General features: G+C 73.6%; 11 protein-coding genes. All 11 read left to right on the top strand.

The window, feature by feature from the left end:
* Window positions 1–89: 89 nt before the first annotated feature.
* The gene (locus tag ACFRAC_RS01805; protein ID WP_382919489.1) at window positions 90–1,301 is read left to right on the top strand and encodes an ROK family protein; all 1,212 of its coding nucleotides are present in this window, start codon (window positions 90–92) and stop codon (window positions 1,299–1,301) included.
* Between the two features lie 98 nt (window positions 1,302–1,399).
* Window positions 1,400–2,728, top strand: a complete 1,329-nt coding sequence (locus tag ACFRAC_RS01800) for an ABC transporter substrate-binding protein (protein ID WP_382919487.1) — start codon at window positions 1,400–1,402, stop codon at window positions 2,726–2,728.
* 6 nt (window positions 2,729–2,734) lie between these two features.
* The gene (locus tag ACFRAC_RS01795; RefSeq protein ID WP_382919485.1) at window positions 2,735–3,682 is read left to right on the top strand and encodes a carbohydrate ABC transporter permease; all 948 of its coding nucleotides are present in this window, start codon (window positions 2,735–2,737) and stop codon (window positions 3,680–3,682) included.
* Entirely contained in the window at window positions 3,679–4,569 is an 891-nt protein-coding gene (locus tag ACFRAC_RS01790) for a carbohydrate ABC transporter permease (protein ID WP_382919483.1), read from the top strand. Before ACFRAC_RS01795 ends, ACFRAC_RS01790 begins: the two co-directional genes overlap by 4 nt.
* A 7-nt stretch (window positions 4,570–4,576) precedes the next feature.
* A complete protein-coding gene (locus ACFRAC_RS01785) occupies window positions 4,577–5,842 on the top strand; it encodes a 6-phospho-beta-glucosidase (protein ID WP_382919481.1) in 1,266 nt (421 codons plus the stop codon).
* A complete protein-coding gene (locus tag ACFRAC_RS01780; protein ID WP_382919479.1) occupies window positions 5,833–6,804 on the top strand; it encodes an N-acetylglucosamine kinase in 972 nt (323 codons plus the stop codon). The genes ACFRAC_RS01785 and ACFRAC_RS01780 overlap by 10 nt, the downstream gene beginning before the upstream one ends.
* A gap of 258 nt (window positions 6,805–7,062) precedes the next feature.
* Window positions 7,063–8,532 (top strand): hypothetical protein, encoded by a 1,470-nt coding sequence (locus ACFRAC_RS01775; RefSeq protein WP_382919477.1) that lies wholly within the window; start codon window positions 7,063–7,065, stop codon window positions 8,530–8,532.
* Between the two features lie 14 nt (window positions 8,533–8,546).
* Complete coding sequence (locus ACFRAC_RS01770) at window positions 8,547–9,608, top strand: glutamate ABC transporter substrate-binding protein (RefSeq protein WP_382919475.1); 1,062 nt, start codon at window positions 8,547–8,549, stop codon at window positions 9,606–9,608.
* Window positions 9,609–9,675: 67 nt separating this feature from the next.
* Window positions 9,676–11,013, top strand: a complete 1,338-nt coding sequence (locus ACFRAC_RS01765) for a hypothetical protein (protein ID WP_382919473.1) — start codon at window positions 9,676–9,678, stop codon at window positions 11,011–11,013.
* 16 nt (window positions 11,014–11,029) lie between these two features.
* Complete coding sequence (locus tag ACFRAC_RS01760; protein WP_382919471.1) at window positions 11,030–13,543, top strand: tetratricopeptide repeat protein; 2,514 nt, start codon at window positions 11,030–11,032, stop codon at window positions 13,541–13,543.
* 3 nt (window positions 13,544–13,546) lie between these two features.
* Complete coding sequence (locus ACFRAC_RS01755) at window positions 13,547–14,920, top strand: PP2C family serine/threonine-protein phosphatase (protein WP_382919469.1); 1,374 nt, start codon at window positions 13,547–13,549, stop codon at window positions 14,918–14,920.
* Window positions 14,921–15,013 lie beyond the last annotated feature (93 nt).

Raw genomic sequence — 15,013 nt, 5'->3', positions numbered from 1 at the left:
TCCTAACAGTGATCACGCGGGCGTCCGGGATGGACGCCGCCCGACGATCACTGGGAAGCTGGGCAGCCGAGAGGCAGGTGTCGCATCCCATGGCAGGAACCGCCGGTACGCCGGGCACCCCGCGCGTCCTGCGCGCCATGAACGACCGCGCCGCCCTGGACCTCCTCCTGGAGCACGGGCCGCTGTCGCGCACGCGGATCGGCAAGCTCACCGGCCTCTCCAAGCCGACCGCCTCCCAGCTGCTGGCCCGCCTGGAGGCCGCCGGCCTGGTCCTGGCCACCGGCACCACGGAAGGACGGCCCGGCCCCAACGCCCAGCTGTACGAGGTGAACCCGAGGGCCGCGTACGCCGCCGGCCTCGACGTCACCCCGGAGCGGGTCCTGGCCGCCGTGGCCGACATCACCGGCCGCACCGTCGGGACGTACGAACTGCCCACCCCCGGCAGGCGTCCGTCCCAGCCGGTCGTGCGGCAGGTCACCGACGCCCTCGACGGGGCGGTGAAGGCGGCGGGCCTGACCCGGGCCGACGTCCACCGGCTCGTCATCGGCACCCCCGGCGCCTTCGACCCCAACACGGGCCGCCTGCGCTACGCCTCCCATCTGCCCGGCTGGCACTCCCCCGCGCTGCTCGACGAACTCGCCGCGGCGCTGCCGATGCCGGTCGAGTACGAGAACGACGTCAACCTCGCGGCGGTGGCCGAGCAGCGGCTCGGCGCGGCCCGCGGCCACGAGGACTTCGTGCTGCTGTGGAACGAGGGAGGTCTCGGCGCCGCCCTGGTCCTCGGCGGCCGGCTGCACCGCGGCTGGACCGGCGGCGCGGGCGAGGTCGGCTTCCTGCCCGTGCCGGGCGCCCCCCTCGTCCGTCAGGTGACCAAGGCCAACAGCGGCGGCTACCAGGAGCTGGCCGGTTCCCAGGCCGTCCCCCGCCTCGCCCGTGAGCTCGGCGTCCCGGACATCCCGTCGGGGCCGTACGCGGAGGTGGCCGCCGCCCTCGTCGAGCGGGCCGCCGCCCTGGACGACGACCCCCACCGGCGGCTCCTGGAGACCTACGCGACCCGGCTGGCCACCGGTCTGGCCTCCCTGGTCTCCGTCCTCGACCCGGAACTCGTCGTCCTCAGCGGCGCCTCGCTGACCGCGGGCGGGGACACCCTGCGCACCCTCGTCCAGGACGAGCTGGAGGAACTGGCCGCGGCCCGGCCCCGGCTCGTCGTCGGCGACGTCCGTGAACACCCCGTGCTGCGCGGCGCGCTGGAGAGCGCCCTCGCCGCCACCCGCGACGAGGTCTTCGACACCTCGCGCTGACCCGCACCCCGCCCCCGCACCACCCACACCCACCCCGTCCCGTCCCGCCCTTGGGAGACCTCGCCATGCCCGGAAAGTCCAGGAAAGTCATATCCTCGATGTCCCGCCGGACCACGGCGGCCCTCGCCGCGTCCGCCTCCCTGGCCCTGCTCGCCACGGCCTGTACGGGCTCCTCGGAGGCCGGCGCGAACGACGACCCGAACGCGCGGGCCACGATCACCTTCTGGCACGGCTGGAGCGCGCCCGCGGAGGTCGAGGCGATCCAGGCGAACGTCGACGCGTTCGAGAAGGCCCACCCGAACATCACGGTGAAGGTCGTCGGCAACATCAACGACGACAAGCTCAACCAGGCCCTGCGCGCGGGCGGTTCGAACGGCCCCGACGTGGTGTCGTCGTTCACGACGTCCAACGTCGGCAAGTTCTGCTCCTCCGGCGCCTTCCTCGACCTCAAGCCCTTCATCGAGAAGTCGAAGCTCGACCTCGACAAGCTCATCCCGAAGCCGATGCTGGACTACACCCGGTTCGAGAGCACCCGCTGCGCCCTGCCGCTGCTCGGCGACGCCTACGGGCTCTACTACAACAAGGACGCCTTCGAGAAGGCCGGCATCACCGCGCCGCCGAAGACCTGGTCGGAGTTCGCGGAGGTCGCCAAGAAGCTCACGAAGAGCAAGGGCGACGGCTACGAGCAGCTCGGCTTCATGCCGACGTACCACGGCTACGAGACGGTCGTGGACCACTACATGTCCCAGTGGGACCACGCCTACTTCGGCAAGGACGGCAGGTCCAGCGTCGCGAAGGACCCGGCGTTCGCCGAGATGTTCACGTACCAGAAGAAACTCGTCGACGACCTCGGCGGCTTCGCCGAGCTGGAGAAGTACCGCAACACCTTCGGCGACGAGTGGGGCGCCAAGCACCCCTTCCACACGGGCCAGGTGGCCATGCAGCTCGACGGCGAGTGGCGGCTCGGCATGGCGAAGGACGCCGGCGCCGGCTTCGAGATCGGCACCGCGCCGATGCCCGTCGCCGACGACGAGGTGGACGAGTACGGCAAGGGCTTCCTCTCCGGCACGATCATCGGCATCGCCCCGCGCAGCGAGAAGCAGAACGCGGCCTGGGAGCTGGTGAAGTACCTGACGACCGACACCGAGGCCGTCGTGTCCTTCGCCAACGCCATCCACAACGTGCCCTCCACCTTCGCGGCGCTGAAGTCGCCCGGCCTGAAGGTGGAGCCCGGCTTCAGGACGTTCCTGGACATCGCGCAGAACCCGCACTCCAACACCCCGCCGGCGTCCGTCAACGGCTCCACCTACCAGACGACCCTGCAGGACTTCGGCTACCAGTACGAGTCCGGCAAGGTGACGGATCTGAAGGCCGGTCTGGAGAAGACCGCCGCGCAGATCGACCGCGACATCGAGCAGGCGAAGTAGCCCCCGATGGCGACGTACACACTCCGCGCGAAGCGCCGCAGGTCGGCGCTTCGGACGGTGGCCTTCCTGTCACCGTGGCTCGTCGGGTTCGGCGTCTTCTTCGCCTATCCGCTGGTGTCCACCGTGTACTTCTCGCTGATGAAGTACGACGGCTTCGGCACACCCGCGTTCCGGGGCCTGGACAACTGGTCCTACGTCTTCCAGGACTACCCGCTGTTCTGGCCTGCGCTGCGCAACACGCTCTGGCTGGTGCTGGTCATGGTGACCTGCCGGGTGGTGTTCGGGCTGGGAGTCGGCCTGCTCATCACGAAGATCAGGACCGGCACCGGGGTCTTCCGCACCCTGTTCTACCTGCCCTACCTCGCCCCGCCGGTCGCCGCGACGCTGGCCTTCGTCTTCCTGCTCAACCCCGGCACCGGCCCGGTCGACTCCGTGCTCGGCGACCTCGGTCTGCCGGCGCCCGGCTGGTTCACCGACCCCGCCTGGTCCAAGCCGGCCCTCACCGCGCTCGCGCTGTGGGGGGTGGGCGACCTCATGGTGATCTTCATGGCCGCCCTGCTCGACGTCCCGAAGGAGCAGTACGAGGCCGCCGAACTCGACGGCGCCTCGGCCTGGCAGCGGTTCCGGTACGTCACCCTGCCGAACATCTCGCCGATCGTGATGTTCGCCGTCGTCACCGGAGTCATCCAGACGATGCAGTACTACACGCAGCCGCTGGTCGCCGGGAAGGTCGCCTCCGGCGTCATCGGCGGCTCCGGCCAGCAGTTCGAGCCGGGCTACCCCGACAAGTCGACGCTGACCCTCCCCCAGCTCGTGTACAACCTCGGCTTCCAGCGCTTCGACTACGGCTCCGCCTGCGTGGTCGCGCTCGTCCTGTTCGCCCTCGCCATGGCGTTCACCACGCTGCTGATGCGGCGCCGGGGCGGACTGATCCAGGCAGGTGACCGGCCATGACCCAGGTGCTGGAACGGCCGGCGCGCCCGGCCACCCCGACCGCCGCCGAACGCACCGCGCGCCGCCGGGCGGTGCTGGAGTGGATCGCCGTGCACTCCCTGGGCGTCGCGGCCGCCCTGTTCTTCACCCTGCCGTTCGTGTTCGTCGTGCTGACCTCGCTGATGAGCGACCAGCAGACGCTGACCCGGGACCTGATCCCGCGGACCTGGGAGTGGGGCAACTACGCCCAGGTCCTCGACACCCCGGGCTTCCTGACCTGGTGGCGCAATACGCTGCTGTACGCCGGGCTCGGCACGGTCCTCACCCTCGTCTCGTCCGTCCCGGTGGCGTACGCGCTCGCCAAGTTCCGCTTCCGGGGCCGGAATCTGACGCTCATGCTGGTCGTCTCGATGATGATGCTGCCGCCGCAGGTCGTCATCATCCCGATGTACCTGTTCTGGGCGAAGCAGCTGGACCTGTCGGGCACCCTGTGGCCCCTGATCATCCCGATGGCGTTCGGGGACGCGTTCTCGATCTTCCTGCTGCGCCAGTTCCTCACCACCATCCCCGACGAGTACCTGGACGCGGCGAAGGTCGACGGCTGCGGCGAACTGCGCACCCTGCTGCGGGTGGTGCTGCCCATGGCGAAACCGGGTATCGCCGCAGTGGCCCTCTTCCAGTTCTTCTACGCCTGGAACGACTACTTCGGGCCGCAGATCTACGCGTCCGAGAACCCGGGCGCCTGGACCCTGTCGTACGGACTCGAGTCGTTCAAGGGGGCGCACCACACCGACTGGAACCTCACCATGGCGGCGACCGTCCTGGTCATGGCCCCCGTGATCCTCGTGTTCTTCTTCGCCCAGAAAGCGTTCGTAGAGGGCGTCACGCTCACCGGAGTAAAGGGTTGAATCTCAAGTGAAACTCACCGTGGTCGGCGGAGGCTCGACCTACACGCCGGAACTCATCGACGGCTTCGCGCGCCTCCGCGACACCCTGCCCATCGAGGAACTGGTCCTGACGGACCCGGCGACGGACCGCCTGGAGCTGGTCGGCGGCCTCGCCCGCCGTATCTTCGCCCGCCAGTCCCACGCCGGGAGGATCACCACGACGACCGACCTGGACGCGGCCGTCGACGGCGCCGACGCGGTCCTGCTCCAGCTGCGTGTCGGCGGCCAGGCGGCCCGGCAGCAGGACGAGACCTGGCCCCTCGAATGCGGCTGCGTCGGCCAGGAGACCACCGGCGCCGGCGGCCTCGCGAAGGCCCTGCGCACCGTGCCGGTCGTCCTGGACATCGCCGAGCGGGTCCGGCGCGCCAACCCCGGCGCCTGGACCATCGACTTCACCAACCCGGTCGGCATCGTCACCCGCGCCCTGCTCCAGGAGGGGCACCGGGCGGTCGGCCTGTGCAACGTGGCGATCGGCTTCCAGCGCAAGTTCGCCGCCCTGCTCGGCGCCTCGTCCGCCGAGATCCACCTCGACCACGTCGGCCTCAACCACCTCACCTGGGAGACCGGGGTGCGCCTGGGCGGCCCCGAGGGCGCGGACGTCCTGCCGAAGCTGCTCGCCGAGCACGGCGACGCCCTCGCCGCCGACCTGCGCCTGCCCCGCGTCCTGCTGGACCGGCTGGGCGTGGTCCCGTCCTACTACCTGCGCTACTACTACGCCCACGACGCGGTCGTCCGGGAGATGCGCACCAAGCCGTCCCGCGCCGCCGAGGTGGCCGCGATGGAGCGCGAGCTGCTCGCCCTGTACGCCGACCCGGCGCTCGACGAGAAGCCGGAGCTGCTGTCCAAGCGGGGCGGGGCGTACTACTCGGAGGCGGCCGTGGACCTCGCGGCCGCCCTGCTGAACGGCGCCGGCAGCCCTTACCAGGTGGTGAACACCCTCAACCGGGGCACGCTGCCCTTCCTGCCCGACGACGCGGTGATCGAGGTGCAGGCCGCCGTGGGGCAGAACGGCCCGGCGCCGCTGCCCGTGCCCCGCCTCGATCCGCTCTACTCGGGTCTGATGGCGCAGGTGACGGCCTACGAGGACCTGGCGCTCTCCGCGGCCCTGCACGGCGGCCGCGACCGGGTGTTCCAGGCGCTCCTGGCGCACCCCCTCGTCGGCCAGTTCGCGTACGCCGAGAAGCTCACCGACGATCTGATCGCACACAACCGGGAGCACCTCGCGTGGGCATGACCGCACGTGTCCTCGCCATCGACGCGGGCAACAGCAAGACCGACGTCGCCGTCGTGGCGGGCGACGGCACCGTCCTGGCCACCGCCCGCGCGGGAGGGTTCCGGCCGCCTGCCGTGGGCGTCGGGCAGGCGATGGACACGCTCGCCGAAGCCGTGGAGGAGGCGTTCACGGCCGCGGGCGTGACCCGCGCCGACCACGTGTCGGCCTGTCTGGCCAACGCCGACCTGCCGGTGGAGGAGGAGACCCTGGCGGCCGCGCTGCACGCCCGCGCGTGGGGCACCCGTGCCGAGGTCCGCAACGACACCTTCGCGATCCTGCGCGCCGGGGTCTCCGAGCCCCGCGGGGTGGCCGTCGTCTGCGGCGCCGGCATCAACTGCGTGGGCATGCGCCCCGACGGGCGCACCGCCCGCTTCCCGGCGCTCGGCCGGCTGTCCGGGGACTGGGGCGGAGGCGGGGGCCTGGCGGAGGAGGCGCTGTGGCACGCGGCACGCGCGGAGGACGGACGGGGCGCCCCCACCTCCCTGGCCGACTCGCTGCCCGCGCACTTCGGGCTGTCCTCCATGTACGCGCTGATCGAGGCCCTGCACCTGGGGCACATCCCGGAGGGGCGCCGGCACGAACTGGCACCGGTGCTCTTCGCCACGGCCGCGTCCGGCGACCCGGTCGCGCGCGCCCTGGTCGACCGGCTGGCCGACGAGGTGGTCACCATGGCGACGGTCGCCCTGACCCGGCTCGGTCTGCTCGGGGAGGAGACGCCGGTCCTGCTCGGCGGCAGTGTCCTGGCGGCCCGCCACCCCCAACTGGACGACGGCGTACGGGACCTGCTGGCCGCCCGCGCCCCCAAGGCCGTACCGGAGGTGGTGGCGGCGCGTCCGGTGCTGGGCGCCGCCCTGCTCGGGCTGGACGCGGTGGGCGCCCCCGAGGAGGCGCACAGCCGGCTGCGGCGGCACTTCGAGCCGTAGCCCGCTCCCGCCCGGGGGCGCTCCCCCCGGGCGCTCCCGGGACACGCCCCCGCGCTCCCCGGCCGCCCGGCGCGACGAGGTGGAACCGAACCGATTCCCACGGCGTTCTCATGGGCAGGGGGTGGTGCGGGGGCGTGTTCGGCGGTGCCGGGAGCCGGGACCGCCGCCATGACCGGACCGAGGTCGGGCGAGGCCGGTGCGGATGCCGGTCCTGGCCGCGATACTGGCCCGCGACGGATGGCCATGGGGGAGGTCGGCATGACACGGACATCGGGTGGCAGCGCGCCGCCACCGGGCCAGGACCCGGCCAGGAGCGTGCCGACGCTGCCGTCCGTGCCGGCCCAACCGGGGCCTCCCGCACGCGAGTCGGCGCCCGCCTCCGCCGCGCCCGCGCCCGTCCCGCGGGCCCGCCGCACCGCGTTCGCGGAAGGCGTGGACCAGCTCCGGGCGGCCGCCACCACCGAGCCGGGCCGGCTGCGCATCCTCGGTGCCGTCCTCGCGCTGCTCGTCGTCGCGTTCGGCGCCGTCGCCGCCTGGCAGATGACCGAGCGCACGGCCGCGGCCGACGACGTCCTGCACCGCAGCCAGCCGCTCAGCTCCGACGCGGCCGACATCTACCGTTCCCTGGCCGACGCGAACACGGCGGCGGCCAGCGGCTATCTCGCGGGCCTCCAGGAGAAGCCGGCGATGCGCGCGGGCTACGAGAAGGACATCCGCACGGCCGCCGCCAAGCTCGTCACCGCCGCCGCCAACTCCGAACCGGGCTCGGCCTCGGCCCGTACGATCGCCTCGCTGAGCCGGCTGCTGCCCGAGTACAAGGGCCTGGTGGAGACGGCGCGGGCCAACAACCGCCAGGGCTACCCGGTCGGCGGCGCCTATCTGCGCGCGGCGAACGAGATGATGCAGCAGCGGATGCTGCCGGCCGCCGAGAAGCTGTACCGCACGGAGAACGGCCGCCTGGGCGCCGACTACGCCGACGCCCGCTCCTTCCCGTGGGCCTCGCTCGGCCTCGGCGTCCTCGCGCTGGCCGCCCTGGTGTGGGCCCAGCACCGCACCTACCGGCGCACCAACCGGGTCCTCAACCACGGCCTCGTCACCGCCACGGCCGCCGCCACGGTCGCCCTGCTGTGGCTCACGGTGAGCCACACCGTGGCCCGCGCGGGCCTGGACGACTCCCACGAGCACGGCGTGCGCTCCCTGACGGTGCTGCACGAGGCGCGGATCGCCTCCCTGACCGCCCGCAGCGACGAGAACCTCACCCTGGTCCGCCGCGGCGCCGACACCCGCGCCCTGGACGACGGCAGCGTGGTGGACACCTACGAGTGGGGCTACGACCGGCAGATCGACGCCCTGCGCTCGGCGCTCGCGCGGGCCGCGGACCTCGCCGACGACGCGGCGGGCAGCAAGCCCGTACGGGACGCGAACGGCTTCATGAAGGTCTGGAAGGACCGCCACGACCTCGCGCGCGCGGACAGCGACTCCGGGAACTACCAGGCGGCCCGCGACCGCGTCATCGGCGCCGCGAAGGAGCCGACGAGCGTGTGCTTCGACAACGTCGACAAGGCGCTGGCGACCGCGCTCACCCACGAGCAGGGCGAGTTCCGGCGGGCCGCGGGCGGCGGCCTGGACGCGCTGACGGGCGTCCCGGCCGGTGCCGCCGTCCTCGCGGTGCTGGGCGCGGCGGGCGCGGTCCTCGGCATCGGCCGCAGGCTGTCGGAGTACCGGTGAGAGGGGGCAGGACGATGAACGCACACGCCGGCGCCCGCGACGGCTCCGCCCGGCGGTGGCGGCGCCTGCGGGCGGGCCTGCGCGGCTGGGGCGGCGTCGGCGCGATGGCCTTCCTGTGCGCCCTGGCGGTCACCGCCGCGCTGCTGCTGCCCCTGTCCCAGTCCGCCGGCGGCGCCACACCGGCCGGGCACGGTGTCACCCACGCCGGGCAGGCCAGGGCCGACAGCTGCGAGGACCCGCAGGACCGGAGCCTGTCGCCGTCCGGCGGCGGCGGGAAGACCCCGGCCGTCGACGCGATCAAGGACCGGGAGGACCGGCGTCTGGTCGTCGGCGTCGACACCAACAGCTACCGCTGGGGCTACCTCGACCCGAACAACCCCTCGGGCGAGCTGGAGGGGTTCGACATCGACCTGGTCCACCGGATCGCCGAGGACATCCTGGGCGACCGCGACGCGGTGCGGTTCAAGGCCATCCCGACCAGCCGGCGGATCGAGGCGGTCCAGAAGGGCGAGGTCGACATGGTCGTGCGCACCATGACGATCACCTGTGACCGGCTGGAGCAAGTCGCCTTCTCCGCTCCCTACTTCGTGACCGGTCAGCAGGTCCTCGCGCCCAAGACGTCGCAGGTCACCGGGTTCGACGCGTCCCTGGCGGACCGCAAGGTGTGCTCGGCCCGGGGATCGACCGCGTACGACAACCTCGAAGCGGGCAGGAAGGAAGGCGTCCTGCCCGCCTCCACCGACATCCGCACCACCGTCCCCAATCAGCTCGACTGCCTGGTCAAACTGCAGCTCGGAGAGGTCGACGCGGTCGTCACGGACGGCGCGCTCGCGGCGAGCCAGGCGGCGCAGGACCCGGCCGTCGAGCTCAAGGGCGGCCTGTTCACTGACGAGTACTACGGAGTGGCGATGAAAAGGGGATCCGACGATCTGGTCCGCCGGGTCAACCGGATCCTGGAGGACTACGTCGAGGACGGCGGCTGGGCGGCGTCGTACGAGAAGTGGCTCCACCCGACCATGGACACGGACGGCAGGAAGTCGGCGTCGGCGACCCCGCCCGAGGCCCGCTACGCGTAGGCGGCCCGCGGGCGCGGGACGGCACGGACGAACGACTGACGGAACTCAACGCAGCGAGAGGTGATCGATGGGCGTCACGGACCCCGCCGGGCCGGTGATGGACCGGGACGAGGTGGACCGTGCGCTGGCGCGGCTCGGCCAGGAGCACGAGGCGATCGAGACCTCGCTGCTCGCCCTCCAGGACCACGCGGGCCGCAGACTCCTCGAAGGGGCCGAGCTGACCGGCGTGACCAAGGAGCGCTGGACGTCGGTGGAGGCGTCGATCACGCTGCTGTGGGCGTACTTCGACGCCTACACGGGCGCGCTGCGCTCGGCCCGGGAGATCCGCTCCCGGCGCCGCTGGTCCAGCCGCGAGGACCTGGTGGAGCTGACGGAACTGCTGCGCGGCGAGTGCGTGACGGTGGCCGGCCAGGCCGCAGCGGCCGCCAACGCGCCGACCCTGCACGGCGGTCCGGGCCGGCTGAGCGAGCGGTTCTCCCTGGCCGCGCTCGTGGACCGGATGAACGAGCTGTACGCGACCTCGCTGGACATGGTCGTGGCCGCCGACGCCGTCTGGTCCGCGCTGCCCGCCCGGATCGATTTACTCGCCGCCGAGCTCCAGCGCACCCGCCGGCTCGCGCACTCCGTCGGGGTGCGCCCCGGCGAGCATCCGGCCGGCGACGACCTGGAGCGGATCACCCGCACACTGACCCGGCTGCGCGCCGAGGTGGTGTCGGACCCGCTGGCCTACTGGGTGCCCACGAAGGGCAGTTCGGCGCCGGGCGGCGGCCGCCCGGACACCACCGTGTACGACCGCGAGGCGCGCGCCCTGGAGGACGTGCGCCGGGAGATCGACGCGGTCCTGACGGTCCGCCAGGACGCCGAGCAGCGCCTGGTGCGGCTGCGGGACGTGCTCTCCCGCGCGGACCGCACGCTCGCCGAGGCCCGCACCGCCCGCGGCGAGGTGCTGGCGAAGATCGCCGCCACCGAGGTGCCGGTCGTCAGCGGTCCCCCGACGGTGCTCCAGGAACAGCTGGCGACGGCCGCCGAGTACCGCCGGCAGGCGCAGTGGCACCGGCTGTCGCCGCTGCTGGAGTCCCTGGAGCAGAAGGCGGAGGACGAACTGCTGCGCGCGCGTGAGTCGTTGACGGCGGTCACCGCGCCGCTGGCGGTCCGCGCCGAGCTGCGCGGCCGTCTCGACGCGTACAAGGCGAAGGTGGCCCGGCACGGCTTCGCGGAGGACCCGCTGCTGGTCGAGCGCTACGACGCGGCGCGCCGCATGCTGTGGAGCGCGCCCTGCGACCTGCGCGTCGCCGAGCAGGCGGTCCTGCGCTACCAGCAGGCGGCGGCCGAGCTGCTCGGCGGCGGCGGTGGCCGCATCCCGGGTCCGCGCACCCCCGAGGACGGTGCGGGGAGCGGGACATGAGGGGCAGGGGGGAGACATGAGCCAGGCGGGGCAGACCTGTCAGCGCCCGGACTGCACCGGGTCGTACGAGGACATGGGCGGCGGCGAGCTGTACTGCGACACCTGCGGCCTGGCCCCGGTCGTCTCGGCGACCGGCACGGTCGGCTCGCCGCCCACCGGGGTCGCGGTGGGCGGCAAGGGCGCCTCGGGCAGCGGCGGTTCACGCCCCACCGGCCGGGGCAGCTCGCGGACGACCTCGCAGTCGTCGCGCTCCTCGCGGTCCCGGCGCTCGGTGTCGGGGCGGCTGTCGCGCTCGGTGTCGGGGCGGTCCACGGGCCGTTCGGTGTCGGTGCGCAGCTCCGGCTCCACGGCCGGCTCCAGCGGCCGCGGCCGGCTCGGCGCCGGGCTGGTCCAGGTGCCGGACGTGCCGCGGCCCGACCCGCGCGCGATGGTGCTGGAGAAGGCGGAGGTGCCGGAGCGCAAGCGGTTCTGCTCCCGCTCCGACTGCGGCGCGCCCGTCGGCCGGGCCCGCGGCGACCGGCCGGGCCGCACCGAGGGGTTCTGCACGAAGTGCGGGCACCCGTACTCGTTCGTGCCCAAGCTGCGCGCCGGGGACGTCGTGCACGGCCAGTACGAGGTCGTGGGCTGTCTGGCGCACGGCGGGCTGGGCTGGATCTACCTGGCCGTGGACCGGGCGGTCTCCGACCGCTGGGTGGTGCTCAAGGGCCTGCTGGACACCGGTGACCAGGACGCGATGGCGGCGGCGATATCGGAGCGGCGCTTCCTCGCGGAGATCGAGCACGCCAACATCGTGCGGATCTACAACTTCGTCGAGCACCTCGACCAGCGCACCGGCTCCCTCGACGGCTACATCGTGATGGAGTACGTCGGCGGCAAGTCCCTGAAGGAGATAGCGAACGCGCGCCGTACGGAGACGGGCCGGCGCGACCCGCTGCCGGTGGAGCAGGCGTGCGCGTACGGCATCGAGGCCCTGGAGGCGCTCGGCCATCTCCACAACCGCAACCTGCTGTACTGCGACTTCAAGGTCGACAACGCCCTCCAGACCGAGGACCAGCTCAAGCTGATCGACATGGGCGCGGTGCGCAGGATGGACGACGACGAGTCGGCCGTCTACGGCACGGTCGGCTACCAGGCGCCGGAGGTCGCCGAGGTCGGCCCGTCGGTCGCCTCGGACCTCTACACGGTCGCCCGCACCCTCGCCGTGCTGACCTTCGACTTCCAGGGCTACACGAACGTCTACGCCGACTCGCTGCCCGACCCCGACCACATCGAGGTCTTCCGCCGGTACGAGTCCTTCTACCGGCTCCTGGTCCGTGCCACCGACCCCGACCCGGCCCGCCGTTTCGCCTCCGCGCAGGAGATGGCGGAGCAGCTGACGGGGGTGCTGCGCGAGGTGGTCTCCCTGCAGACGGGCCGGGCGCGGCCCGCGCTGTCCACCCTGTTCGGGCCGGAGGTGCGGGTCACCGACACCGTGCTGTTCCCGGAGCCGGCCGGGGAGGTCTCCCGGCTGGGGGCGCGCCCGGTGCCGGCCCGCGGGGGCGCCGCCCGCCGGACGCCGGCCGTGACCGCGCCGGCCCCGGCACGGATCGTCAAGGAGGCCGACGCCCCCGCCGCCGCGCTGGCCCTGCCGGTCCCCCATGTCGACCCCGCGGACCCGAACGCCGGTTTCCTCGCGGGTCTGCTGACCACCGCCCCGGCGGAACTGCTCGGCGCGCTCGCCGCGGTGCCGGCGCCGTCGACGGAGTCCCGGCTGCGGCAGGTGCGGGCCTGGCTGGAGGGCGGCGACCCGGGCGCCGCGCACGAGGCCCTGCTGCGGCTGGAGGACGAAGGCCCCGACGACTGGCGGGTCGTCTGGTACCGGGGCGTGGCCGCGCTGGTCACCGGGGACCACGAGGGCGCCGCGCTCGCCTTCGACGCGATCTACGACGCCTTCCCCGGGGAGCTCGCCCCGAAGCTGGCCCTCGGTCTGTGCGCCGAGGTGCTGGGCCAGTTGGACAACGCCGCCGAGTACTACCGCCTCGTGTGGACGACCGACCCCAGCCATGTCAGCGCCGCCTTCGGCCTCGCGCGGGTCCAGCTCGCGACGGGGGACCGCCGCGGGGCCGTGGCGACCCTGGAGTCCGTCCCGGAGAGCTCGATCCACTACACGGCGGCACGCGTCGCGGCGGTCCGGGCCCGGCTGCGTCAACGCACGGCGGTCGCCGGGGACGTACCGTTCCTGGACGACCTGACGGCCGCCGCGGGGCAGGTGGAGGCGCTGGACGCGTACGGCCTGGACCCGGCGCGCCGGGAGCAGTTGTCGGCGGAAGTGCTCGGTGCGGCGCTGGACTGGATACTCTCCGGTGGCCAGGGTTCCGCCCCGTCCGCCCCCGGAGGACGGACGCTGCTCGGCAGTGGCCTGGACGAGCGGGGACTGCGGTTCGGCCTGGAGCGCTCGTACCGCATGCTGGCCCGGCTGGCCCCGGGCGGCGAGGAGAGGATCGACCTGGTGGAACGTGCCAACCGTTACCGCCCCCGGACGTGGGTGTAGTTGATGTCGCAGATGCCCCAGTTGTCCGCCTGCCCGAGCTGCGCCTGGCCGCTCGACTCGGGTGACCGTTTCTGCGGTGCGTGCGGATACGACCTGTCCACCGTGCCCGCACGGCCGGACGACCACCCCACCATCGCGCTGAACGGCTCGGCCTCCATGGGCACCGGGTCCGGCGGTCACGACCTGCCCCCGGGCGCGCCTCCCCCGCCGCCGGTGCCGCCGCCCGGCACCCCCGCCCCCGCCGCGCCCGCGTCCGGCCCGCCCCGGTTGCCTGCCCAGGCCGGCGAGAGCGACCCCGCCCCGCGCACCCCGACCGTGCCGGACGGTGTCCCCGTGCCGGCGGAGTCCCCCGACGCGCAGCCCTCCGGGGTGCGCCTCGACCGCCCGGCCGAGCCCGACGCGTACGCCCCGCAAACCCCCGACCCCCGGGTGAGCGCCGGAGCGCCCACCCCGCCGGAGGGCACCAAGGTGTGCGTCGCCTGCCGCGCCGGCCAGGTCGACCGGGACGGCTACTGCGAGAACTGCGGGCACGCCCAGCCCCGCGAACGGGACCACATGGAGCAGGAGGCCGGCCCGGTCGCCGCCGTCAGCGACCGGGGCCTGCGCCACCACCGCAACGAGGACGCGTTCGCCGTCGCGTGCACCACCCTGCCCGACGGGCGCCCGGCGACCCTGGCGATGGTCTGCGACGGGGTGTCCTCGGCGACCCGCCCCGACGACGCCTCCCTGGCCGCGTCCCGGGCCTCCGCCGAGTCGCTGCTGGCCGCGCTGCCCCGCGGCACCCATCCGCAGCAGGCCCTGCACGAGGCGATCGTCGCCGCCTCGAACGCGGTCAACGCGCTCGCCGCCGAACCGGCCACGGCCCGTGAGCAGGCCCCCCACCAGAACGCCCCGGCGTGCACGATCGTCGGCTCCGTGGTCACCCCGGACCTGCTGGTCGTCGGCTGGGTCGGGGACAGCCGCGTCTACTGGGTCCCGGCCGACCGCTCCGCTCCCCCGGCCCGGCTCACCGAGGACGACTCCTGGGCCGCGCAGATGGTCGCGGCGGGCCTGATGAACGAGGCCGAGGCGTACGCCGACGAGCGGGCCCACGCCATCACGGGCTGGCTCGGCGCGGACGCCTACGAACTGGAGCCGCACACCGCGTCCTTCAAGCCGGACCGCCCGGGGGTCGTCGTGGTCTGCACGGACGGCCTGTGGAACTACGCCGAGGCCGCCGAGCACATGGCCGAGATCGTCCCGGCCGACGCCGCCACGCGCCCCCTGCACGCCGCCCGGGTGCTCGTGGGCCACGCCCTCGACGGCGGCGGGCACGACAACGTAACAGTGGCCGTCCTGCCGTTCCCGGCACCGCCGGCAGGGGCAGGATCGGCCTGAGGCCTGCCGCGGGGACGGCCTCAACGGACCGGAGGGGACCGGTCCGTCGGCAGCCATGACCCCAGCACGGGGTTCTCTAGGGGGATTTGAGAA

This window comes from Streptomyces sp. NPDC056628 (genome assembly GCF_042792555.1).
Classification (GTDB): Bacteria; Actinomycetota; Actinomycetes; order Streptomycetales; family Streptomycetaceae; genus Streptomyces.
Note: the sequence above shows the minus strand (reverse complement) of the source record. Positions and strands in the feature narration are given on the sequence as shown.

Excerpts from the sequence above, each read along its gene's own strand:
- ACFRAC_RS01805 (WP_382919489.1), top strand. The coding sequence starts at position 90 with ATGGCAGGAACCGCCGGTACGCCGGGCACCCCGCGCGTCCTGCGCGCC.
- ACFRAC_RS01800 (WP_382919487.1), top strand. The coding sequence starts at position 1,400 with ATGTCCCGCCGGACCACGGCGGCCCTCGCCGCGTCCGCCTCCCTGGCC.
- ACFRAC_RS01795 (WP_382919485.1), top strand. The coding sequence starts at position 2,735 with ATGGCGACGTACACACTCCGCGCGAAGCGCCGCAGGTCGGCGCTTCGG.
- ACFRAC_RS01790 (WP_382919483.1), top strand. The coding sequence starts at position 3,679 with ATGACCCAGGTGCTGGAACGGCCGGCGCGCCCGGCCACCCCGACCGCC.
- ACFRAC_RS01775 (WP_382919477.1), top strand. The coding sequence starts at position 7,063 with ATGACACGGACATCGGGTGGCAGCGCGCCGCCACCGGGCCAGGACCCG.
- ACFRAC_RS01770 (WP_382919475.1), top strand. The coding sequence starts at position 8,547 with ATGAACGCACACGCCGGCGCCCGCGACGGCTCCGCCCGGCGGTGGCGG.
- ACFRAC_RS01765 (WP_382919473.1), top strand. The coding sequence starts at position 9,676 with ATGGGCGTCACGGACCCCGCCGGGCCGGTGATGGACCGGGACGAGGTG.
- ACFRAC_RS01760 (WP_382919471.1), top strand. The coding sequence starts at position 11,030 with ATGAGCCAGGCGGGGCAGACCTGTCAGCGCCCGGACTGCACCGGGTCG.
- ACFRAC_RS01755 (WP_382919469.1), top strand. The coding sequence starts at position 13,547 with ATGTCGCAGATGCCCCAGTTGTCCGCCTGCCCGAGCTGCGCCTGGCCG.